The 25397-nt window shown below is 41.0% G+C and carries 15 protein-coding genes; 14 read left to right on the forward strand and 1 reads right to left on the reverse strand.

Features of this window, described 5'->3' with window-relative positions:
* Window positions 1-197: 197 nt before the first annotated feature.
* Window positions 198-914 (reverse strand): GntR family transcriptional regulator, encoded by a 717-nt coding sequence (locus N8M66_RS08120; RefSeq protein ID WP_031237756.1) that lies wholly within the window; start codon window positions 912-914, stop codon window positions 198-200.
* A 319-nt stretch (window positions 915-1233) separates the two neighbouring features.
* Here N8M66_RS08120 and N8M66_RS08125 point away from each other — a divergent pair, with 319 nt between their 5' ends.
* The 14 genes from N8M66_RS08125 to N8M66_RS08190 all read left to right on the forward strand — a co-directional run bounded on the left by N8M66_RS08125 (window position 1234) and on the right by N8M66_RS08190 (window position 25143).
* Window positions 1234-3021, forward strand: a complete 1788-nt coding sequence (locus N8M66_RS08125; RefSeq protein ID WP_070479628.1) for a glycoside hydrolase family 35 protein — start codon at window positions 1234-1236, stop codon at window positions 3019-3021.
* Window positions 3018-3494, forward strand: a complete 477-nt coding sequence (locus N8M66_RS08130) for a PTS sugar transporter subunit IIB (RefSeq protein ID WP_000156970.1) — start codon at window positions 3018-3020, stop codon at window positions 3492-3494. Before N8M66_RS08125 ends, N8M66_RS08130 begins: the two co-directional genes overlap by 4 nt.
* A 26-nt stretch (window positions 3495-3520) precedes the next feature.
* Window positions 3521-4426 (forward strand): PTS mannose/fructose/sorbose/N-acetylgalactosamine transporter subunit IIC, encoded by a 906-nt coding sequence (locus N8M66_RS08135; RefSeq protein ID WP_070479625.1) that lies wholly within the window; start codon window positions 3521-3523, stop codon window positions 4424-4426.
* Window positions 4413-5234, forward strand: a complete 822-nt coding sequence (locus N8M66_RS08140; RefSeq protein ID WP_070479623.1) for a PTS system mannose/fructose/sorbose family transporter subunit IID — start codon at window positions 4413-4415, stop codon at window positions 5232-5234. Before N8M66_RS08135 ends, N8M66_RS08140 begins: the two co-directional genes overlap by 14 nt.
* Before the next feature lie 3 nt (window positions 5235-5237).
* On the forward strand, window positions 5238-5642 hold the full coding sequence (locus N8M66_RS08145; RefSeq protein WP_223340388.1) for a PTS sugar transporter subunit IIA: 405 nt from the start codon (window positions 5238-5240) through the stop codon (window positions 5640-5642).
* 210 nt (window positions 5643-5852) lie between these two features.
* Entirely contained in the window at window positions 5853-7019 is a 1167-nt protein-coding gene (locus N8M66_RS08150) for an SIS domain-containing protein (protein ID WP_261046807.1), read from the forward strand.
* Between the two features lie 221 nt (window positions 7020-7240).
* A complete protein-coding gene (locus tag N8M66_RS08155; RefSeq protein ID WP_201058613.1) occupies window positions 7241-8278 on the forward strand; it encodes an aldose epimerase family protein in 1038 nt (345 codons plus the stop codon).
* A gap of 180 nt (window positions 8279-8458) precedes the next feature.
* Window positions 8459-14278, forward strand: coding sequence for a ZmpA/ZmpB/ZmpC family metallo-endopeptidase (locus N8M66_RS08160; protein WP_261046811.1), 5820 nt, complete (start codon window positions 8459-8461; stop codon window positions 14276-14278).
* Between the two features lie 199 nt (window positions 14279-14477).
* Window positions 14478-15809 carry a glycosyltransferase gene (locus N8M66_RS08165; RefSeq protein WP_261046813.1) on the forward strand — a complete coding sequence of 444 codons (1332 nt, stop codon included), beginning with the start codon at window positions 14478-14480 and terminating at the stop codon, window positions 15807-15809.
* A 1-nt stretch (window position 15810) separates the two neighbouring features.
* Window positions 15811-16251: a hypothetical protein gene (locus N8M66_RS08170; RefSeq protein ID WP_261046815.1), complete on the forward strand. Its 441-nt coding sequence runs from the start codon at window positions 15811-15813 to the stop codon at window positions 16249-16251.
* A 66-nt stretch (window positions 16252-16317) separates the two neighbouring features.
* On the forward strand, window positions 16318-17166 hold the full coding sequence (locus N8M66_RS08175; RefSeq protein WP_261046821.1) for a hypothetical protein: 849 nt from the start codon (window positions 16318-16320) through the stop codon (window positions 17164-17166).
* Complete coding sequence (locus N8M66_RS08180; RefSeq protein ID WP_261046823.1) at window positions 17150-17854, forward strand: cytidylyltransferase domain-containing protein; 705 nt, start codon at window positions 17150-17152, stop codon at window positions 17852-17854. The genes N8M66_RS08175 and N8M66_RS08180 overlap by 17 nt, the downstream gene beginning before the upstream one ends.
* Window positions 17851-18729 carry a glycosyltransferase family 52 protein gene (locus N8M66_RS08185; RefSeq protein WP_261046826.1) on the forward strand — a complete coding sequence of 293 codons (879 nt, stop codon included), beginning with the start codon at window positions 17851-17853 and terminating at the stop codon, window positions 18727-18729. Before N8M66_RS08180 ends, N8M66_RS08185 begins: the two co-directional genes overlap by 4 nt.
* 225 nt (window positions 18730-18954) lie before the next feature.
* Window positions 18955-25143: a MucBP domain-containing protein gene (locus tag N8M66_RS08190; protein ID WP_261046831.1), complete on the forward strand. Its 6189-nt coding sequence runs from the start codon at window positions 18955-18957 to the stop codon at window positions 25141-25143.
* Window positions 25144-25397 lie beyond the last annotated feature (254 nt).

Raw genomic sequence — 25397 nt, forward strand, 5'->3', positions numbered from 1 at the left:
AAAATATAAAATTTAAACTTAAGATTTCAGATTGGTCGGAAAAGATACATATATATATCTAGTAGAATCTTTTTGGTTCTATTTCTATAAAATATTCCACAAATTATAGAATCTTCCAAAAATAGGTAAGCGCTACCTTTTTGGTGTGGTATAATAAGTATAGAAAAAGCCCAAGCGCTTAGGCTCAGGCTTTCTTCTTAGTGATCACGGTCACATGAAATGAATTTAATTTTGTAGTAATCCGCTCGTTTATATGTTTCGCTGTATGCGAGAACTTGACCAGTAGACTCTAGTTTAGTAGTCTTGGTTTGTAAAACGGTTGGGAATTGTTCATCGACTCCGAGGACCGAAGCCGCATGTTCTGGAGTTGGAAATGCTATTTCATTGATTTCTTCAAAATGTTCATCATTCATGTGAATGTGGTAATCCAATTTGAAACGGTTATAGATGGAGCTATAATATTCAAGATTTGGATAATTTGCGTTGATGTATTGTTCTGGAATGTAAGATGTATGGTAGATGTAGACAACACCACCTGTTTCGCGTACGCGTTCAATCTTGTAGTAGAACTGATCTCCGCGTAGTCCGAGTTTTTCTAAGTAGCTTAGTTTGTTTCCACGCTCAATAGAAAGGACGGTAACTTTATCATCTTTAGTTTCAAAAACTTCTACATCTGAAAACTCAACGAGTTTGTGTTTGCGTGCGCGTGAAACGAATGTACCCTTTCCTTGTTGGCGGACAATATAGCCATCCTTGGCAAGGTCGTTTAAGGCACGAACAACTGTGATAGAACTTACATCATACATTGCAATCAATTCAGCTTCAGTGTAGAATTTATCTCCACTGGCAAATTGACCAGAAATGATTTTGTTCTTTAATTCATCTTTAATATATTGATACTTTGGAATTGCCATATTTTCACCTCGATTTTCCTTCTCCGTTAAAGATTTTACCATAAAACTGGAAAGAATAGTAGCCTTTTGAATAAAAAAATTAGAATAATAGGCTATAAGGTTAATTTACATAGGAATAAATAGAAAAACCTACATTTTTATACATGGTGCCAAAATGTTGTTATGACTATAGATTACAAGATTTTTATAAGTTTTTAGTGTAAAATTTAGTGAAAAATGAAAAAAATCGTGAAAACCTATTGACAAATGCAAGATATTGAGATATATTTACTATATCAACAAATGAAAGCGTAAACTTTAATTGTCAGAAGGTAAGAACATGACACGATTTGAGATACGAGATGATTTTTATCTCGATGGAAAATCATTTAAGATTTTATCTGGCGCCATTCATTATTTTAGGGTTCCTCCAGAAGATTGGTATCATTCGCTCTATAACTTGAAGGCTCTTGGTTTTAATACAGTAGAGACTTATGTGGCCTGGAATTTACACGAGCCTCGTGAGGGTGAGTTTCACTTTGAAGGGGCTCTGGATTTGGAGCGATTTCTTCAGACAGCACAAGATTTAGGTCTCTATGCGATTGTTCGTCCGTCACCCTTCATCTGTGCAGAGTGGGAATTTGGTGGCTTACCAGCTTGGCTCTTGACCAAGGATATGAGAATTCGTTCATCAGATCCTGCTTATATCGAAGCTGTCGGTCGCTATTATGACCAGCTCTTGTCACGGTTGGTTCCACATTTGTTGGACAATGGTGGCAACATCCTCATGATGCAGGTTGAAAATGAGTATGGTTCTTATGGAGAAGATAAGGCTTATCTGAGAGCCATTCGACAGTTGATGGAAGAGCGTGGCGTAACCTGTCCCCTCTTTACATCAGATGGTCCATGGCGAGCTACTCTGAAAGCTGGAACCTTAATCGAAGAGGACCTCTTTGTAACAGGTAACTTTGGTTCTAAGGCACCGTACAACTTTTCACAGATGCAGGAATTCTTTGATGAGCATGGTAAGAAATGGCCGCTCATGTGTATGGAGTTCTGGGATGGCTGGTTTAATCGTTGGAAAGAACCGATTATCACACGGGATCCCAAAGAATTGGCAGAAGCTGTTCGAGAGGTATTGGAGCAAGGCTCTATCAACCTTTACATGTTCCACGGTGGTACAAACTTTGGATTCATGAATGGTTGCTCGGCTCGAGGAACTCTGGACCTGCCACAAGTTACATCTTATGATTACGATGCCCTTCTGGATGAAGAAGGAAATCCAACTGCCAAATATCTGGCAGTCAAGAAGATGATGGCAACACATTTCCCAGAGTATCCGCAGTTAGAACCACTCTACAAAGAGAGTATGGAGTTGGATGCTATTCCACTAGTTGAAAAAGTTTCCTTGTTTGAAACCTTGGATAGCTTGTCAAGTCCTGTAGAAAGTCTCTATCCTAAAAAGATGGAGGAGTTGGGACAAAGTTATGGCTACCTACTCTATCGAACAGAAACAAGTTGGGATGCAGAAGAAGAAAGACTTCGTATCATTGACGGTCGAGATAGGGCTCAGCTTTATGTCGATGGTCAGTGGGTCGAAACCCAATATCAGACAGAGATTGGGGAAGATATTTTTTATCAAGGTGAAAAGAAAGCGCTATCTAGATTGGATATCTTGGTAGAAAATATGGGGCGTGTCAACTATGGACACAAGTTCTTAGCAGATACGCAACGTAAGGGGATTCGGACAGGGGTTTGTAAGGATTTGCACTTCTTACTAAACTGGAAACACTATCCACTTCCTCTAGATAATCCTGAGAAAATTGATTTTTCAAAAGGATGGGCAGAAGGACAACCAGCCTTTTACGCTTATGACTTTACAGTCCAAGAGCCAAAAGATACTTACCTAGACTTGTCTGAGTTTGGTAAGGGAGTTGCCTTTGTCAATGGGCAGAATCTAGGACGTTTTTGGAACGTCGGCCCAACCCTCTCACTTTATATCCCTCATAGCTATCTCAAGGAAGGTGCCAACCGCATCATTATCTTTGAAACAGAAGGTGAATATAAAGAAGAGATTTATTTAACTCGTAAACCTACACTAAAACACATAAAGGGGGAAAACTTATGACAATTGTAGGATGCCGTATCGATGGACGTTTGATCCACGGACAAGTAGCCAATCTATGGGCTGGAAAACTAAATGTTTCACGTATTATGGTTGTAGATGACGAAGTTGTCAACAACGACGTTGAAAAGAGTGGTTTGAAACTTGCGACACCACCAGGTGTGAAATTGAGTATTTTGCCAATTGAAAAAGCGGCAGCCAATATTCTTGCTGGTAAATACGATAGCCAACGTCTCTTTATCGTTGCTCGTAAACCAGACCGTTTCCTTGGTTTGGTAGAAGCAGGTGTACCACTTGAAACCCTTAATGTTGGGAATATGTCTCAAACACCAGAAACTCGCGCCATCACACGTTCTATCAACGTAGTGGACAAGGATGTGGAAGACTTCCACAAACTGGCAGAAAAAGGTGTCAAACTTACTGCTCAAATGGTTCCAAATGATCCAATTTCAGACTTTTTGAGCTTATTAAAATAGGAAAAAATTTTTAGGAGGTCATTGTTATGATACAATGGTGGCAAATTTTACTTCTCACTTTGTACTCAGCTTATCAAATCTGTGATGAGTTGACAATCGTTTCATCTGCAGGTTCCCCTGTATTTGCTGGTTTCATTACCGGTTTAATTATGGGAGATGTGACTACTGGTCTACTTATCGGTGGTAACTTGCAATTGTTCGTTCTTGGGGTTGGTACCTTCGGTGGTGCTTCTCGTATCGACGCAACTTCTGGTGCGGTTCTTGCGACAGCTTTCTCTGTTTCACAAGGTATCGATACCGCACTTGCGATTACAACAATCGCTGTGCCAGTAGCAGCTCTCTTGACTTACTTCGACGTTCTTGGACGTATGACAACTACTTTCTTCGCTCACCGTGTGGATGCTGCGATCGAACGCTTTGACTATAAAGGTATTGAACGCAACTACTTGCTTGGTGCGATTCCTTGGGCTTTATCTCGTGCCCTTCCAGTCTTCTTTGCTCTTGCCTTTGGTGGTGCCTTTGTTCAAGGAGTAGTAGACTTGGTTAAACAATACCAATGGGTTGCAGATGGCTTGACACTTGCAGGACGTATGCTTCCAGGTCTTGGATTTGCGATCTTGCTTCGTTACCTTCCAGTTAAACGTAACCTTCACTACCTTGCTATGGGATTTGGTTTGACAGCTATGTTGACTGTACTTTACTCAAACGTAACAAGTCTTGGTGGCGCTGTTGCTGGTATCGTAGGTACTCTACCTAAAGATGTGGCTGAAAAAATTGCTTTTGTCAACAACTTTAAAGGTTTGTCTATGATTGGTATCTCTATCGTGGGTATCTTCCTTGCAGTGCTTCACTTCAAAAATAGCCAAAAAGTAGCTGTAGCAGCACCTTCTACACCATCAGAAAGTGGGGAAATCGAAGATGACGAATTCTAATTACAAACTTACAAAAGAAGATTTTAATCAAATCAACAAACGTAGCTTGTTTACTTTCCAATTAGGTTGGAACTACGAACGTATGCAAGCTTCTGGTTACCTTTACATGATCTTGCCTCAATTGCGTAAAATGTATGGGGATGGAACTCCTGAATTGAAAGAAATGATGAAAGTTCATACTCAATTCTTCAATACTTCACCATTCTTCCACACAATTATCGCTGGTTTTGACCTTGCCATGGAAGAAAAAGATGGTGTAGGTTCAAAAGATGCCGTTAACGGTATCAAGACAGGTTTGATGGGACCATTCGCTCCTCTTGGAGATACGATCTTTGGTTCACTTGTACCTGCTATCATGGGATCTATCGCAGCAACTATGGCTATCGCTGGCCAACCATGGGGAATCTTCCTTTGGATTGCAGTTGCATTTGTTTATGATATCTTCCGTTGGAAACAGTTAGAATTTGCCTACAAAGAAGGGGTTAACCTTATCAACAACATGCAAAGTACTTTGACAGCTTTGATTGACGCTGCATCTGTACTTGGTGTCTTCATGATGGGTGCTCTTGTAGCAACAATGATCAACTTTGAAGTTTCTTATAAATTGCCAATCGGTGAAAAGATGATTGACTTCCAAGATATCTTGAACTCAATCTTCCCACGCTTGCTTCCAGCAATCTTTACTGCCTTTATCTTCTGGTTGCTTGGTAAGAAAGGTATGAACTCTACAAAAGCAATTGGTATCATCATTGCTCTTGCATTAGGTCTTTCATTCATCGGTAAATTCTTACTTGGAATGGGCGCATAATTTATGGCTAAATCATTAATTTTGGTGAGTCATGGTCGTTTCTGTGAAGAGCTTAAAGGTAGCACTGAAATGATCATGGGTCCACAAGACAATATTCATGCAGTGGCTCTTCTTCCAGAAGATGGTCCAGAAGAATTTACTGCAAAATTTGAAGCAGCTATTGAAGGTTTGGATGATTTCCTAGTCTTTGCGGATCTTCTCGGTGGTACACCTTGTAACGTGGTAAGCCGTTTGATTATGGAAGGTCGTGACATCGAACTTTACGCAGGGATGAATCTTCCAATGGTGATTGAATTTATCAATGCGAGCCTTACAGGCACAGATGCAGACTATAAGAACCGTGCTGCAGAAAGCATTGTGAAAGTTAACGACCTGTTAGCGGGCTTCGATGATGACGAAGATGAATAAGATGTGACAACGTGAAAATCACAGGGAAAATAGGCGATAAGAGGATGGAGCGATGCTCCGACGATAATCGGTCTTTTTCCCAAAGATTTTAGTTGGAACTCGATTCAATAAGATGTGATATCGTGAAAATCGTTAGAGCATTTTATATAGAATATACATGGGAATGGGGCTTACTCCCATTCCCATATTTAATAGAAAAAGAGGAAATCAATGCTACATTATACAAAAGAAGACTTGCTCGAATTGGGTGCAGAAATCACTACACGTGAAATCTATCAACAGCCTGATGTATGGAAAGAAGCTTTTGAATCTTATCAAGCAAAACGTGAAGAAATTGCAGCCTTTTTACAAGGGATTGCTGATAAGCATGACTATATCAAGGTTATCTTGACAGGTGCTGGGACTTCTGCTTATGTGGGAGATACCTTGGTACCTTACTTTAAGGAAGTCTATGACGAACGCAAATGGAATTTCAATGCCATTGCGACAACAGATATCGTTGCTAATCCAGAAACTTATTTGAAAAAAGATGTGGCGACTGTCCTTGTATCTTTTGCTCGTAGTGGCAATTCGCCTGAAAGTGTGGCGACTGTTGATTTAGCCAAAGCCTTGGTAGATGAGCTTTACCAAGTGACGATTACTTGTGCAGCGGACGGTAAATTAGCTCTTCAAGCTCATGGAGATGACCGTAATCTCTTGCTCTTGCAACCAGCTGCTTCTAATGATGCTGGATTTGCCATGACTTCTAGCTTTACGTCTATGATGTTGACAGCTCTCTTGGTCTTTGATCCTACAGAATTTGCTGTTAAGTCTGAACGTTTTGAAGTTGTGTCTAGCCTTGCGCGTAAAATTCTAGACAATGCAGAAGATGTCAAAGAGCTTGTTGACCTAGACTTTAACCGTGTCATCTATCTAGGCGCCGGTCCTTTCTTTGGACTTGCTCATGAAGCTCAGCTCAAGATTTTGGAACTAACAGCTGGTCAAGTGGCGACCATGTATGAAAGCCCAGTCGGCTTCCGTCACGGTCCAAAATCTCTTATCAACGAAGATACAGTTGTTTTGGTCTTTGGTACAACGACAGACTACACTCGCAAGTATGACTTGGACTTGGTTCGTGAAGTTGCTGGTGACCAGATTGCTCGTCGTATCGTGCTTTTGAGTGATCAAGCCTTTGGTCTTGAAAATGTCAAAGAAGTGGCCCTTGGTTGTGGCGGTGTCTTGAATGATATTTACCGTGTCTTCCCTTACATCGTTTATGCCCAACTCTTTGCCCTATTGACTTCACTCAAGGTAGAAAATAAACCAGACACACCATCACCTACTGGTACAGTAAACCGTGTGGTACAAGGTGTTATCATCCACGAATACCAAAAGTAATACTCTTCGAAAATCAAATTCAAACCACGTCAGCTTCGCCTTGCCGTACTCAAGTACAGCCTGCGGCTAGCTTTCTAGTTTGCTCTTTGATTTTCATTGAGTATAAGACAGTATTTATGAATTCTTGATAAGAGGATTTGTAAATTATCAGATAAACCATAGATTGTCAGTAGGCTTTCTATGGTTTGTTTGCTTGAGAGAAATAGTAAAAGGAGAACAGAATGAAAGCATACACAGAGCGTGTATTTGGAAATGTTGAGGGACAAGATGTCTTAGCCTATCGTTTTGAGACGGACGGTGGTTACCAGCTTGAGGTCATGACTTATGGTGCGACCATCTTGCGCTATGTCACACCTGACAAGGCTGGAAATTTTGCCAATGTTATCTTGGGTTTTGATGATTTTGATAGCTATGTAGGCAATAGCCCCAAACATGGAGCTAGCGTAGGTCCTGTAGCAGGACGTATTGCAGGTGCGACTTTTGAGCTTAATGGTAAGACTTATGATCTTGAAGTCAACAATGCAAGCAATTGCAATCACAGTGGTTCAACAGGTTGGGATGCAAGTTTGTTTGAACTAATTGAAGTGAGCGACCATGGCTTGACCCTCTACACAGAACGTACAGATGGAACAGGAGGATTTCCTGGCAATCTCAAAATCTGGATCAGTTACCACTTGGAAGAAACTGGAGCCTATGAAATCAGCTATAAAGTAACAACCGATCAGGATACGCTGGTCAATCCAACCAACCACAGCTATTTCAACTTGTCTGGTGATTTCACACAGACAATTGACCGCCATGTCTTCCAACTAAACACAGAGGGAATTTATCCAATTGCGCCCGATGGTGTTCCTGCCAAAACTCCAGATGCTAATCGTGATGTAGTGAAACACATTTATAATGGTGTCTTGTTGAAGGATATCTTTGCAGAAGAAGACGAACAAATCCAGCTAGTATCTGGTTTGGATCACCCATTTGCCCTTCCTGCAGGTCATGACAATGCTGGTTTCCTTTATGACCAAAATTCAGGTCGCTTCCTGCTTTTCAAGACAGAAGCTCCTTGCTTTGTAGTCTACACAGCAAACTTTGTGGATGAAAGTGTCATCATAGGAGGTCAGCCAATGGTACAGCACAATGGGATTGCCCTTGAAGCGCAGGCTTTACCAGATGCCATTCACAGCGACCTCAAAGACCAAGTCGTTCTTAAAGCCGGTCAAACCTTTACAAGCAAGACACGTTATGAGCTTGTTGTGAAGTAAAAATTTAGAAATATGATAGGCATTCCAGCAGTTAGGTATCTAATTTTAGGGATGCCTTTTATTATTCCCTTATTTGTATATCTATCCCTAGAATCTTTTTTAAAATTGGTGTATAATGGGACAAGTTGTATATTTTACTATAAATTAACATACCAATTTAAAAATGTAAAAGAGGGGAATATGAATTTCAAAACTAGTGGAGAAGAAAGACAGAATTTCTCGTTAAGAAAATTGTCAGTTGGCCTTGTATCTGTAGCAGTTGCGTGTTTCTTTTTGATGGGAACTGGCCTACAGACTGTATCTGCCCAAGAATCTCATACCGTTAATTATACTTATGTTTTAGAGTCGGACTTGACTGATGAAGAGAAGGCTCTCTTGGTTACATCCCTACCACAAGTAGCGGAAGAAACTGATGCGACTTACTATCTGGTTTATCGAGCCAATCAAGTATTGCCCAATACGGGGACCAGCTCTTCATTAGGGACTGTTGTCTTGGTGGCAGGCCTTAGTTTATTGATTGTAGTAGTTCTTAAGGGACGTGATGGCAAGAGCAAGATTAGTCGATTCTTGTTAGTAAGCGCTCTAGGCAGTCAGTTGCTGTCTCCAACTGCCCTTGCCTTGACTAGCGAAACACTAGCTGCTTATAACACCCAACTATCGGTTCAGGCAGGAGATGCCTTGCCAGCCCCGGTTGATATCCCTGGATATACATACATTGGATATGTGAAAAATAAAGTGACTGATGTTAAGCAATCAGATAAACAGAAGGCGCATGACAGCAAGTCTAACTTAGAAAATGTAGATAGCTCAACGATAGAGGAACAACCAGGAGGAACACCTTCTCCTATAGAGCCTCAACTACAAAAAAACAAAGAAACTGTAGTGCAAGCAAAGGGGAGCCAAGAGCCGGGTCATGAAGGTGCTGCCCTAGTTCAACCCGTTCAACCGACTTATACAGAACCCGTTAGCACCCAAGGCACACAAGAGTCAGGTCATGAGGGCGATGCCCTAGTTCGACCAGTGCAACCAGCCTACACAGCACCAATCAGTACTCAAGGCACACAAGAGTCAGGTCATGAGGGCGAGGCTCTAGTTCGACCAGTGCAACCAGCCTACACAGCACCAATCAGTACTCAAGGTACACAAGAGTCAGGTCATGAGGGCGATGCCCTAGTTCAACCCGTTCAACCGACTTATACAGAACCCGTTAGCACCCAAGGTACACAAGAGCCCGGCCATGAAGGCGAATCCCTAGTCCAACCAGCACAACCTTCTTACACAGCCCCGTTAGAAGCAAAAGGCACACAAGAGCCCGGTCATGAGGGCGAATCTCTGGTTCAGCCAGCTCAGCCGTCTTATACAGAATCGTTAGAAGCAAAAGGTACGCAAGAGCCCGGTCATGAGGGCGAATCTCTGGTTCAACCAACTCAACCTTCTTACACAGCCCCGTTAGAAGCAAAAGGTACGCAAGAGCCCGGTCATGAGGGCGAATCCCTAGTTCAGCCAGAGCCGCCAACTTATACAAGCTCAATCAGTACCCAAGGCACGCAAGGGTCAGGTCATGAAGGAGAATCTCTGGTTCAACCAGAATTACCGTCTTATACAGATCCAATCAGTACTCAAGGAACACAAGAGCAGGGTCACGAGGGCGAGGCTGCTGTGGCAGAAGCTCTTCCTGAACTGCCTTTGACAAGTACTCGTCGAACAGTAACGGAAACTATCCCTCACGAAACTGAAGAAATCGAAGATGCGACCATCTTGAAAAATCATCGAGAAATTGCTCAGGAAGGAAAAGATGGTTTACGGACAATCGAGTTTGAAGATTATCTCGTAAATGGTAAGGTAGAATCTAGCAAGGAAATTTCACGTACAGAAGTAGAACCAACCAAAGAGATTGTCAAGGTTGGTAGTCTTGTTAAAACCAAACCGACAGTTGAAATTACTAATCTGGTTAAAGATGAGAGCAAAAAAGCAGTAGCGGTCAACTATCATCTAGATGATCCGACGTCTGCTTTTGTTAAGGCCAAGGCCCAAATTTTTCAAAATGGAACACTGATTAAAGAAGTGGATTTGAAAGATTTATCCGTTCAGCAAACGATTGATGGTTTGGACTACTATACTCCTTATACAATTAAGACTTACTTGACCTATAATCTAGGCCAATCTGATCAGGAAAATACAGAAGTATCAACGAAAGATTTTCAATTGGACTATAAGAAAATTGAAATCAAAGATGTGGATGAAGTCGGTCTCTATGGTAAGGAAGATGGTCATTACCGTCGTTATCTGAACTTATCAGAAGTACCAAGTGATTTGTCACCTTATTTTGTCAAAGTCAAATCAGACAAGATGAAGGAAATGTTGTTACCAGTTAGCTCTATTAAGGAAACAGCTGATGGGAAATACAAGGTAACAGTTGCTTTCAATGAACTGGTTCAAGAGGAAGGTTCAGCATACAAGGATAACTATAGCTTCACAGTAGATAAGCAAAAACTTGCCAAGGATGGAGTTTATACTTCCTTCAAGAAACTGGTTGCTGCCATGCAAGGCAATCTCGCTGGAACCTTTAAACTGGGAGCTGATATGACAGCCGATGAGGTGTCCTTAGCTAAGGGACAAACCAGCTATGTGACAGGTAATTTTACTGGTAATCTTATCGGTGCGAGTGACGGGAAACCATTTGCGATTTATGACCTTAAGACAGCCTTGTTTGATAGCTTGACCAAGGCTACTGTGAAAGATATTGATCTTAAAGCGGTAGCAATTAAGAGTCAAGAAGACACAGCCAGTCTAGCAAAAGTGGCTACTAATAGCCAGATTAGTAATGTAGCTGTAGAAGGTCAATTGACAGGTAGCAAGTCAGTTGCAGGCTTGGTAGCGAAGGCTCAGGATACAGAAATCACTAATAGTTCCTTTACAGGTAGCATTCAGGCCAAGCATGCGGATGCCTCTCCTTACTATGTAGGAGGTATAGCAGGGCTTCTATCTGGTAATACGGCTAAGATTGATAAGGTCGCAGTTGATGCAAGTATGTCGAGCAATGCCCGTAATAATGACCAATTTGCTGGAGGTATTGTAGGAAAAGTTCAAAGTGGTGCTTTGGTCTCTCATGCGCTAGCAAGTGGAACCATCCTCAATACGACAACCTATCCACGCGTCGGAGGAATAGCTGGTTCTACATGGCAAAATGGCCGTATCCATCATGTCGTTAGCATGGTCAACACTGGAGATGGTTATGCCATCACAGGAGACCAGTACAGGGGAGCAGACATCAAGGATGCCAGCACTGCAGTAGAGAACAAGAAGGTAGATCTCTATGCGACCCCAATCACCCAAGACCAGGCAAGAGAAAAGGTTCAGTCCTATGGTATGACAGTGACGCTAGACGATACAGGTCAAACACTCAAGGATAATCAGCGAAGTGTGGACTATACTCAGTTAAGCCAAGGCCAAGTTAGTCGAAAAGTTGCTTATTACAATATCGAGAAATTGATGCCTTTCTATAATAAAGAGTTAGTGGTGCACTATGGAAATCAAGTCGATCCTACGGATAAGCTCTACACCACAGAACTGCTGGATGTTGTACCAATGAAGGACAATGACATCATCACAGATATTCAGGCTAATAAAGCAGCTATCAATAAGCTTATGTTGCATTTTGCTGATAATACAATCAGCTACTTAGACGTCACTTACAAAGATGACTTCAAAAATACACAAATTGCAGAGTACAGCGTAGCAGGTAAAAACTTTATCTTTACGCCAGAGGCCTTTCTATCTGACTATACGAAAGTGACCAATCAAGTCCTAGCAGATTTGCAAGGGGTTGAATATGACTCGGCAGCCATGAGAAAAGTCCTTGACATTGAGGCAGATGCTTCACTTGATCCGCTATATTTGGACAAAGAGTTTGAAAAAGTTAAGGCCAATATCGGCGAACATCTCCGTAAAGTGCTAGCCATGGACAAGTCTATCAATACGATGGGAGATAGTGTAGCAACCTACATCAGCGAGAAAATCAAGAACAACAAGGAAGCTTTCTTGCTTGGTTTGACTTACCTCAATCGCTGGTACAATATCAACTACGATCACATCAACACCAAGGACCTCAATACCTATAAGTTTGACTTTGATGGCAATAGCACAGCTTCAACATTAGATACTATCATTGCCCTAGGTCAGAGCGGTATGGAAAATCTCAAAGCATCAAATAATATAAGTGCCTATGAAACAACACTGGCTGCTGCAAAAGGTCGCAAGACAGTGACGGATTTACTAGAGTCTTACAGAAAACTCTTCCTACCAACTAAAACCAATAATGAATGGTTGAAGACGAATACCAAGGTCTATATAGTAGAGAGTAAGTCAGCGATTCCAGAAGTGCGTGCTAAACAAGAGTCAGCTACACCAGATAGTAACTATACACTGGGAGTCTATGATCGTATTACGGCACCAAGTTGGAAAGTAAAAAACATGCTCCTACCTTTATTAACATTGCCAGAAGAAGATGTTTATGTGATTTCAAATCTTTCTACCTTGGCCTTTGGTGGCTACGAACGCTACCGTGACCGTGTCAATAATACAGTCTTGTCAGGAGAAGAACTGCGTCAGTATGTTCGTGCTAAGGTCAACCAGTCGGCTGAATGGCAACGAGACCACTACGATATCTGGTACCACCTCCTTTCACCAGAATACAAAGAAAAACTCTTCCGTTCGATCATGGTTTCAGATGGCTTTGGTATGAAAGATAGCAATAGCAAGTATTATTGGGCTACCCTGTCTGATAAGACCATTGATTCGATCTACAACTTCTTTGGACCAACTGGTAAGTGGTATGGGGAAAGTAAGGGAGCTGGAGCTTATGCCAACGGTTCTGAGGTTCACTATGTCAGCGACCGCTTGTTGGATAAATACGGAACATCTGTCTATACTCATGAAATGGTTCACAATTCTGACGGACATATTTACTTTGAAGGAAAAGGTCGTCGGGAAGGATTGGGAGCAGAGTTGTATGCCTTAGGACTGTTGCAATCTGCTGACAGTTTAGATAAGGATGCTATTGTCTTGAATACCCTCTATAAAGGGGATAAGGATTCACCAACTCGCTTGCATACTTATGACCCGACAAGTCGCTTTACATCAGCTGCAGCCTTGCAAGAGTATGTGCACGGTATGTACGATGTCTTGTATACCTTGGATGCTATGGAAGCCAATGCCATTTTAACTAAGTCAAATGATGTTAAGAAAAAATGGTTTAGAAAAATAGAGAATTTCTACATTGAGGACAAGTACCATAAACAAACTCATGCTGGAAACTCTGTTCGTCCATTGACAGATGCTGAAGTAAGTAAACTAACCAGTCTTGATGCCTTGATTGACAATAATATCATCAACCGTCGGGCATACCGTGATAAGAGTGACTATACTCGTAATGGCTATCATCTGATCAGCATGTTCTCACCGATTTATGCTGCCCTCAGTAATCCAAAGGGTGCGCCTGGTGACATCATGTTTAGAAAGACAGCCTACGAATTGTTGGCAGAAAAAGGTTATCAAGATGGGTTCTTACCATATGTATCCAACCAATATGTAGAAGAAGCTAAACGAAACGGGGACATTACCTATTCAGATTGGCTTAGGAAAGATGTGGGACTCATTACTGATAGTCTCGTCTTGAAAAATGTCTTTGCCAACCAATACGTTTCATGGTCTGATTTCAAGAAGGATATGTTTAATAAACGTATTCGCAAGCAAGACCAGTTGAAACCAATCACTATTCAGTATGAACTTGGTGTACCAAACAGCAGCAAAGAGATTACAATCCGTTCAGCTGCCCAAATGCAAGAACTCATCGATCAAGCAATGGCAAAAGATGTAGCTAACATTGATCGTGCAACCGACCATGCACCTGCAAGCTGGGTACACTTGTTAAAACAAAAAATCTACAATGCCTACCTACGTAGCACAGATGATTTCAGAGAATCGATTTATAAACAATAAGAAAACTCCCTCAAGCTATCCTGTCTAAGCCAGTCTGTCTTGCAGATGGTCAGTCTTTGTGATAGAATAGCATAAAGTCCTTTTGAGGGGGAACTTGCTAGGAAATCCCCAAGCATTGTAACGGATGAACCACCCTCGCCTTTTTGTGAGGGTGGTTTTTCGTCTGTAAGAAGTAAATAATAGAGAAAGAGTGTATAGCATGTCGAGAATTGTCACTATCCATCCAGTCAAGGAAATCCATCGCTATGGCTTTGAGAGTACCCAGGTCTATCGAGCCCGCATAGCACGCCATCTAGGTTTGGAGTATGTCCACCTCGTTTCGAGTCCTCAGCTTCGTCCTGACTGGAAGAAAGACTTGATTAAGTTAGGATTTTTAGAAAAGGAATTGCTCTGTGTTCCGCATAGTTTTTCAGATATAGGCCATGCAGACTTATCAGTGAGACCAGAAAGTCTAACGCTAGCAGATGGAGATCAGGTGGAGCTCAATGAAGATGGCTTTGTGGCCTCTGTTACCCTAGGAGATGGCTCGGGGAGATATTACTATACCAAGGGTCCCTTCTTGTTTGAAGATTTCAAGGAAAAGGAACTTCGTTGGTATCATGAAAATGGAGAACTGGCCCTGGAAGGACGCTTTATCGATCCCTTCAAAGAACCTTCTCCTGTCACTATCTTTTACCCAGAATACATCTACCGCATAGGAGGAGAAATCCGTTCTGAAGAGGACTTGCTGGTCAAGTTCTTAGCCAAATGGGCAAAACAGACCGACCTCTTCATCCGTGACCAACAAATCGTTCCCAAACCCAGCCTTTGGCGTTACATGGAAAACACGGATAAAAATTATTATGAAGTCGTCCATGAAAATGTCATGCGAGATTTACGCCTCGCCAATCTGCGCAAGACAAACAAATACCTAGTTGCCAGTGAGGTTTTGACTGATACTTTGGCGAAACAAGGGTATGACACTAAGTTTTTACCACCAATGTTTACAGAAAAAGTAGGTCAGCTAAGAAAAATCGGACCTGTTTTGGACTATTGCTTGGTGGGTCATATGGGAGAAGGTAAGAACGTTGAACTTGTCATTGAAGCTTTTATCGAACTCTACAAACGTGGCTCCAAGGCCCAGATTACCTTTTATGGTGGCTCAGAGGAACGTCTAGCAGAATTACAGAATCAATATGATCTTCCGCCAACCATTCACTTTAAAGGTATCGTTAACGAAGTGCCTTATCATATGCACCAATGCTATCTGTCTGCAAGTTACACAGAGTTATTTGCCAACGCCTGTGTTGAAGCCTTGAGTCAAGGTTTGTTAGCCTTGTTATCAGATGTGGAGATTGCCCATCGTTTCTATGCTGGCCAGTCCAATGCCATCAACTTGTTTAAAACCAAATCAGAGTTGATTCAAAAGATAGAAGAGATGGAAGAGCCTGATTTTTATCTATCGAATGAAAAAAATCTAGCCTTAGCCTCTCGCTATTCTCTGGAAAAAGTAGCTCAAATATACAGAGAACTATTAGATAGGAACTTCTAGGATGTTGGGAATTCTAGTCACCCTATTGCTCTATTTCTACTTGATTTCCTGGATTGCCTATTGGAAAAAAGGGAGCGAAGAGGACTATTATCAGGTTAAGAAAGCTGTTCCAGTGACGGTTTTGGCCTTCTCAGTCTTTGCGACCTTACTCAGCCCCATTTCCTTTCTGACTCTGGTGGGGAATGCCTATACAGGCAGGTCCTATCTTTGGTTTGCCCAGTGTGGTATCTTTCTAGCCATCCCGCTAGCTCATCGCTATTTTCTTCCCCTCTATCAAGAGGGAAACTACGAGACAGCCTATCATCTTTTAGAGGATAAGTTTCAATCGGCTGGCATTCGTTCACTGGCTTCAGGACTTTTCATCCTCTACCAGTTGGGGCGAATAGCAGTGGTGACCTACTTGTTGTCTCAAGCCTTAGAGCCCTTTATCCCTATCAATTAGCTGGTCTTGTCAGGTTTACTCCTTCTTTTGACGGTCTATTATCTGGCAAGGGGTGGTCTCTGGGTTGTGCTGTGGACGGACTTCTTTCAAGGCTTGGTCCTACTGGCTATATTGGCCCTCTTTCTACCAAGAATTGCCCAATCTGGTTTAGTCGTGAATAGCAGTCAACAGCTATCTCACTTTGCAGAGACTCTGGATGGGAAGATGGTCTTTATCTTAGTTGCAGGAGCAGGTTTTAGTAGCTTGTTTTCCTACGTTTCTTCGCAGGATATCGTCCAACGTTTTAATAGCAAAATAGGGCGTCAGAAGATTGGAAAAATCTTATGGCTACAGGGACTCTTGTCCTTTGGGATTGCTAGTCTACTCTATCTGATTGGCTGCTTGATTCGTCAGGAAAATTTCGCTACCAGATCGACCAATCCTGTCCTCATTGCTTACGCTCGGGAGAGTCTGGCACCTTGGTTTGGTAGTTTCATCATGCTGGCTCTCTTGGCAGCAGGTCAATCCACAGTTTCTTCTAGTATGAATGCAATCGTGACCTGCTTGAAGTTGGATTTCGCTTGGACAAAAATTCGCTGGTCGCCAAGCCTCCTATCCTTTGTCTTAGCAGGTCTGTCCTGGCTCCTCTGCCTCTTACTCATGAGTGCAGGAATCTACTCCATCTACGAATGGATTAACGGCTTTATGGGTCTGACTTTAGGTGTGATTGGCGGTTTGTACCTCTTGGTCTTACTCCTCAAAAAACCGAGTTTACAACTAGCTAAAATCTATCTGGTCTTTAGTCTAGGAGCCTTGGTCCTCTATCATTACAGTGGTTTCTTTGCCAACCCAAATCCTTGGTTAAATAGCATCATTACTACTTTATCTGCTCTTTTTATCTCATTTCTAGGAAGACTATATGAAAGCAACATCTAAACCCATAGCCGTCATTTTGATCCGTTCGGGTTCACGCGGCTTAGTGGATAAAAATATCAAACAGCTTGCAGGCAAACCCTTGGTTTTCTATACCATAGAAGTCGCTCTAGCCTCCAAGCTATTTAGTGACATCTGGGTCTCCTCAGACTCACTAGCCTATCTAGAACTCTGTCGTCAAGCCTATCCAGAGATTCGTTGTGTCCACAGACCAAAAGAATTGGCCTTGGCAACAACCTCTAGCTTAGAAACCTTGCGCGACTTTTTACAGCCCTTTGAGGAAGAGCAGGTCTTTGTCAATCTACAGGTGACTTCACCTCTTAGAGAGGTAGAGCATCTCATCGAGTCCTACCAACTCTACTGTCAGTCTGGTGCCGACCATTTGATTTCCTGTGTCAAGGCGGATAAGAGTCGTAGTCTTTACTTGCAGTTGGCGGAGTCATCATTTATCCGTCCGCCTCAGGTTTCCAAGCACTATGCTCGGCAGAAAGAGCCTGTCTATTACTATCCCAACGGTAGTATTTGGATTTCTCGCAAGGACCTTTACCTACGAGATGAGACCTTTTACACAGATAAGACAGTAGCCTATGAAATGCCCAAACTCTATTCTTATGATATCGATGATGCCTTGGACTTTGAAGTCGTTGAGACCTTGCTGCAACATCACCACCTAGGAGAATCAAAGAGATGAAACACCTCATCATTGCCACAACGCCCTTGCAGGCCAAGATTGCACAGCATATCAAAGGACTCTATCCTGATCAGGACTTTGTTAGCCTTTATGTCAGTCCTGTCAAAAATGCTCGTCAGGAGCATTATGCAAAGGATTTTGACCATGTTTACTATCCTCAGACGGCAGCGGACTTGGCTCAGATTTGTCAGGAGCTGGCGGGAGACTATGACACTATCTTTTATGCTAGTTTTGACAATAGATTGATTCTAGACTTGGTTGCTAGCTCTACTTACCAGCACCTCATGAGTTTCGATGATGGCTATGCGGATATTTATCCCTTGGGTATGTATGCTTGGCCCCTTCAACCCAGTCAGGTGGGCTCTTTGGGCTTGACCAGAGATGACTTGATTGAGCGGACGGAAAAGCACTATACTCTCTATCGCAGCGACTACCATGTCGTGGCTAGAGAAAAGCTAGTTTATCTGGAGCATTTTTTTAACCTGCCTCAAGCTCCTGTTTCAAATGGCAAGACAGTCAAGGTTCTGCTGGGGCAAAAGTTCTCTGAAGAGGACGATCAGATCTCCATCCGCTTTATCAGTACCTATGCCAAGGCCTTGGCCATTGACCTCTATATACCCCATCCCAAGGAAACCTTCACTATCCCTGATGTGACCTACTTGGAGACGGAGTTGATCTTTGAAGATGTTCTAGCCCAACTCTTTCAAGAATACGAGTTCGTTCATGTCTATCATTTTACCTCATCCGTCAGCCTGCACTTGAAAGACCTTCCCCATGTGACCATTACAGGCATTTCCCTCCCCTACTATGAGGACCGTCAAAAAGAATTGCGACGCTTGGGTTGTCAGTTTGAAAGGGTTTCACTTGGCTGGTAGCATAAATGTATATTTTAAAATATGTAAATCCATACGCTATATGGATTTTTTATATATAAATATAGCAAAAAACTATAGTTTGAATGATCAAAAAGTATTCAAATTCCTTGTATAAGAGGTTTTAAAGTGTTAAAATTAAGTGTCTAATTTTGAAGTTTTCAAGCAAGTATTAGCATAATAACAGCTTAAAAATAAAAATTATACAATAAAAAAAGGATGATGAAGATGTTTATAAATAAAAAAGAAAAATTTTCCATTCGTAAGTTTAAAGACGGTCGTTCAGACTCAGTCAAAATCGGTACAGTCGGTCTGATTGTCGGTGCAGCCCTTGCAATGGCAGGACAACCCCATATTGCAGAAGCAGCGATGACAGAAAACAGCGACAACACAACAACGATCTCAAATGATAAGGGGTCAGTAATTGTAGATACAGCTAATATTGAGAACCCAGATGCAGGTAGGGCATTTTCAACTGATCCAACTGCAGAGGGAACAAATACAATTACTAAAACTGGAAAAGTAGACTACAAATATGTAACTGCTGAGGGTAATACTGTATTAGAAGAAAACAAAAACCAAAACTCTGGTGCTGATAAAACGATTGAAACACCATACGATGTATACGGTAAATCAGGAGAAGTTTTCAAAGGAACTACAGGTGGTGATGCAGAAGCTAGCGACCTAAACGACGCTAAAGAAAATGGTAAGAAAGAAACAATCGAAAAAGATGGGAAGACTTACCACCTAATCGGAGAACCTAAGGTTGAAACTACTGGAAACGGTGGAGGAGTGTACTCTGACACAACTCTAGGTGATGTAACTGCGAAATTGACTCCAGAAGGGTTAAGTAACGCAGAAGGTAAAATCACTTATGATACTGTAAAACCTGGTGGAAAAGCTTGGATTGTTGAACAAACAGGAAAAGGAACATATGGTAAATATGTACAAGCTGATTCAGGTGCGATCACTTCTGATGCTAAGATGATAGAAGCTTTCAAAGCTGGAGAAGCAACAGCAAAAAACTTCACTTCAGCTAACGTAACAGCTGATGGTGGAATCAAAGAAGGTGATTATGTTTTCGTCCTTGAGAAAAATACCTATGTAACAGCTAAAACTGAGAGTTTCTCTTTAACAGCACAGATACAATTGTCATCTAGTGATAATGTAGCAGATGATAAAGATGGAACTGGGGCTACTTTAAATAGAACATATGCAATGGTACAAAACTTTAAAGCGGCTCCAGATACTTTAACAGGAGAAGCAAACAAAACTCTTGTAAAAAACTATCTTGCATATCTTCAAGAAAAAGGATTTGAAGATAACCTCCTTAATTTCAAACGATATATTACTTTAGGAATGGCGGCAAAAACTGGTGGTCCTCTGGAGATTAGTGCTGATAAGGGAGATCAAGTTGATGATAAAGGAAGACCTACAAGTGATATAACAGCTGATATAGCAAGCGTTACTGATCAAGAAACAAGTACTTTAGAAGATAGTAGTGATTTTCTTCTTAAATTTTCTGATCCTTCGCCGGAAGTTGAAGAGTATTCTTACCGTGACGAAATCACTCCTCTTCGTGCATACCGTTTAGCAAGTGGTACTACAACAATCACTTACACTTATGCAGAAGAAAAAACTCGTGAAATCGAGAAAAAAGGTTCTGTAGTCGTTAACTACCAAACAGAAGACGGAACAGAATTAAAAGCTCCTTACACTGATACTCCTGAAACAGTAGCTGAAGTAGTAACTGAGAAATACTATGTTGATGCTGATGGGAATGATGTAATTGTAAGTAGTACTACAGCTTCTAAAAACGTACCTTACAACACTAAAGAAAATGAAACTGAAAAACCTCAAAAACTTACAGATGCACAAGGAAATGTTTACTACCTAAACGAAGCAAACACAATGACATCTGTAAATGGTACAGAAACTACATCACCAGCTGAAACAGGAACAGTAGTAGAAGGTGTTACAAAAGTAACTTACATCTATGAAAAAGCTGGATCAGTAATCGTTAACTACAAAACTGAAGATGGAACTCCACTTGCAGGAACAGTAGTAGACGAAGATGGAGCTGGTAAAACTGTAGAATCAGGTGCAAAAGACATTGATAATGGTAAACCAGGTACAGCTTATAACACTGCCGATAACGGAATGAAACCAACTCGTATTAAAACTGCAGAAGGCAAAGTATACGAATTAGTTCCAGACTTAACTGAAGGTGAAGAAACAGGTGAAGTAGTAGCTGGAGAAACTAAAGAAGTAACATATGTTTATAAAGAAGTTAAAGGTAATGTAGTTGTTAAGTATGAAGATACTGAAGGTAACACACTTGCTGATGATGAACAAGATGAAACAGATGCTTCTCTAAATGTTAAATACGATACAGCTGACCACAAAAAAGAATCTATCGAGAAAGATGGTGTTAAATATTACTTAACAGCTAAAGAACTGAAAGATGGTTCTAAACCAGCTACTGGAGACGTAGTAGAAGGAACAACTACAGTAACTTACGTTTACGAAAAAGCTGGATCAGTAATCGTTAACTACCAAACAGAAGACGGAACTCCATTAACAGGTACTGCAGATGGTGCAAATGTAGCTTCAGGTGCTAAAGACACTACAGACGCTAAAGCAGGAACTGACTACAACACTGCAGACAACGGAATGAAACCAAACCGTATTACAACTGCAGAAGGTAAAGTATACGAATTAGTACCAACAGCAACTAAAGGTGAAGAAACTGGTAAAGTTGTTGCAGGTGAAACGAAAGAAGTAACCTACGTTTATAAAGAAGTAAAAGGTAATGTTGTCGTTAAGTATGAAGATACTGAAGGTAACGTAATCGCAGAAGACGAAAAAGACGAAACAGATGCTTCTCTAAACGTTAAATACGACACAGCAGACCACAAAAAAGCTGAAATCACCAAAGACGGTGTTAAATACTACCTAACAGCTAAAGAATTGAAAGATGATTCTAAACCAGCCACTGGAGACGTAGTAGAAGGAACAACTACAGTAACTTATGTTTATGAAAAAGCTGGACAAGTAGTCGTTAACTATCAAACAGAAGATGGAACTCCATTAGTAGGTGTTGACCCAGCTGGTGCAAATGTAGCTTCAGGTGCTAAAGACACTGTAGATGGAAAACCAGGATCAGATTATGATACTTCTGACAACGGAATGAAACCAGCTCGTATCACAACTGCAGAAGGCAAAGTATACGAATTAGTACCAACAGCAACTAAAGGTGAAGAAACTGGTAAAGTTGTTGCTGGAGAAACTAAAGAAGTAACATACGTTTATAAAGAAGTAACTGGTGATGTAGTAGTTCACTATGTTGACACAGAAGGTAACAAAATCGCAGCTGATAAAGACGACCTTAAAGGTGCATCTCTAAGCGAAAAATATGATACTGCTGTTGATAACAAACCAGAAAAAATCACTGCAGAAGACGGAACTGTATACTACATTACAAAAGCTGGTCTTAAAGATGATTCTAAACCAGAAACTGGAAACGTAGTTGAAGGTAAAACTGATGTAACTTACGTTTATGAAAAAGCTGGATCAGTCATCGTTAATTACCAAACAGAAGACGGAACTCCATTAGTAGGAACTGCAGACGGTAAAGATATTGCTTCAGGTGCTAAAGATACTGACAATGGAAAACCAGGTTCTGAATACAACACTGCAGATAACGGAATGAAACCAACTCGTATCACAACTGCAGAAGGAAAAGTATACGAACTAGTCCCAGCATCAACTAAAGGTGATGAAACAGGTACTGTAGAATCAGGTCAAACTAAAGAAGTAACATACGTTTATAAAGAAGTAAAAGGTAATGTAGTAGTTCACTATACAGATGAGGCAGGAAATAAAATTGCTGAAGATGCTAAAGATACAACAGATGGATCAATTAGCACACCATATGATACTTCTGATAACGGAATGAAACCAGAACGTATTACGACTCCAGAAGGCAAAGTTTACCAATTAGTACCAACAGCAACTCAAGGTGCTGAAACTGGTAAGGTTACTGAAGGAACTACAGAAGTAACCTATGTTTATAAAGAAGTAACTGGAGATGTAGTCGTTCACTACGTTGATACAGAAGGTAACGTAATTGCGGAAGATAAAGAAGATACGAAAGGTGCTTCTCTAAACGCTAAATACGATACAACTGACAACAAACCAGAGAAAATCGAAAAAGACGGAACTGTTTACTACTTAACAGAAAAAGCTCTTAAAGATGACTCTAAACCAGAAAACGGAGACGTAGTAGAAGGTAAAACAGAAGTAACATACGTTTACGAAAAAGCTGGACAAGTAGTCGTTCATTACACTGACGAAAAAGGTAACACTATTCAAGCAGATGCTGTTGATACAAAAGACGGTAAACCAAACTCAGACTACAACACTGCTGATAACGGAATGAAACCAAACCGTATCACTACTCCAGAAGGAAGAGTATACGAGTTAATCCCTCAATCAACTAAAGGTGATGAAACAGGTAAAGTTAAAGCTGGTGAAACTACAGAAGTAACTTACGTCTACAAAGAAATCACTGGTAATGTAGTCGTTCACTACGTTGATACAGAAGGAAACACATTAGCTGACGATACGAAAGATGTAGAAAATGGATCACTAAGTGAGAAATATGATACAACTGACAACAAACCAGCTAAACTTGAAAAAGATGGAACTGTATACTACTTAACAGCTAAAGAATTGAAAGACGGTTCTAAGCCAGAAAACGGTGCTGTTGTAGAAGGAACTACAGAAATCACTTATGTATACGAAAAAGCAGGAAACGTTCTTGTTCATTACGTAGACGAAGCTGGAAACACTCTTCAAACTGACGCTGTTGATACTAAAGATGGTAAACCAGGAGCTAAATACGATACTTCTGATAACGATATGAAACCAACTCGTATCACTACTTCAGAAGGTAAAGTATACGAATTAGTCCCAGCATCAACTAAAGGTAACGAAACTGGTGATGTTGAAGCAGGTAAGACTACTGAAGTGACTTATGTCTACAAAGAAGTGAAAGGAAACGTAGTCGTTCATTACACTGATGAAGCGGGTAACACAATCGCAGAAGACGTTAAAGATACGACTGACGGATCTGTAAGCTCAGCATATGACACAAGTGACAACAAACCAGCTACAATCACTACAAAAGATGGTAAAGTATATGTACTTGTACCAACTTCAACTAAGGGTGAAGAGTCTGGTAAAGTAACAGAAGGAACAACAGAAGTTACTTACGTTTATAAAGAAGTAACTGGAGATGTAGTAGTTCACTACGTTGACACAGAAGGCAACGTGATTGCTGAAGATAAAGAAGATACTAAAGGTGCTTCTCTAAACGCTAAATACGATACAACTGACAATAAACCAGCAACAATCGAAAAAGATGGTGTTAAATATTACTTAACAGAAAAAGCTGTTAAAGACGATTCTAAACCTGAAACAGGAGATGTAGTAGAAGGTAAAACTGAAGTAACTTACGTTTACGAAAAAGCAGGACAAGTAGTAGTTCACTATGTAGACGAAGCTGGAAACACAATCCAAACTGACGCTGTTGATACCAAAGACGGTAAACCAGGAGCTGCTTACAACACTACTGATAATGATATGAAACCAACTCGTATTACAACTGCAGAAGGAAGAGTATACGAATTAGTACCAGCATCAACTAAAGGTAACGAAAACGGAAGTGTTGAAGCAGGTAAAACAACAGAAGTAACATATGTGTACAAAGAAATTAAAGGAAACGTAGTCGTTCATTATGTAGACGAAGCGGGTAACACAATCGCAGAAGACGTTAAAGATACTACAGACGGATCAGTAAGCTCAGCATATGACACAACTGACAACAAACCAGCTACAATCACTACGAAAGATGGAAAACTATACGTATTAGTACCAACTTCAACTAAAGGTGATGAAAATGGTAAAGTAACAGAAGGAACAACAGAAGTAACTTACGTTTATAAAGAAGTCAAAGAAGGTACTACAAATGGAGGCTCACTCACTCCATCTCAACCAGGTTCTCCATCAACACCTTCAACAAACCCAACAAGTCCGGTGAAACCGACAGACCCAAGTCAACCAACAACACCGGCTAACCCAGCAACCCCAGCTGCCCCAGCTAACCCAGCAACACCGGTTGCTCCGGCTAATCCAACTAACCCAACAACACCGGCTAACCCAGCAACTCCAACGATGCCATCAGCACCAGTAAATGGTAAAGCACCACAAGCTCCAGCAGCTTCATCAGAAGCTAAAGGACAAGCAGAACTTCCAAACACTGGTACAGCAGACAATGCTAGCCTAGCAGCACTTGGACTTTCAGGTGTCTTGAGTGGATTTGGACTTGTTGCTCGCAAGAAAAAAGAAGACTAATTCTAATTAGATTTTCTGATAAGAATAAGGAGTAGGATATCATATCCGCTCCTTTTTCTATGTAAATATGAAATAATTTTTAATCTTTTTTGAAAGTTGTTAATCATATTTCTGAAGCTATTAATTATCTTTGCTTGTTTATATATTAACATCGATTAAAATATCGAATTGCTTGACATAATGAATGGATAGAGTTATTATGTTTATTATACAATAGGTGAAGTCAGGGATTTTCTTAGTATCAATTTGAGGAT

This window comes from Streptococcus mitis (assembly GCF_946188585.1).
GTDB classification, from domain to species: domain Bacteria; phylum Bacillota; class Bacilli; order Lactobacillales; family Streptococcaceae; genus Streptococcus; species Streptococcus mitis_DG.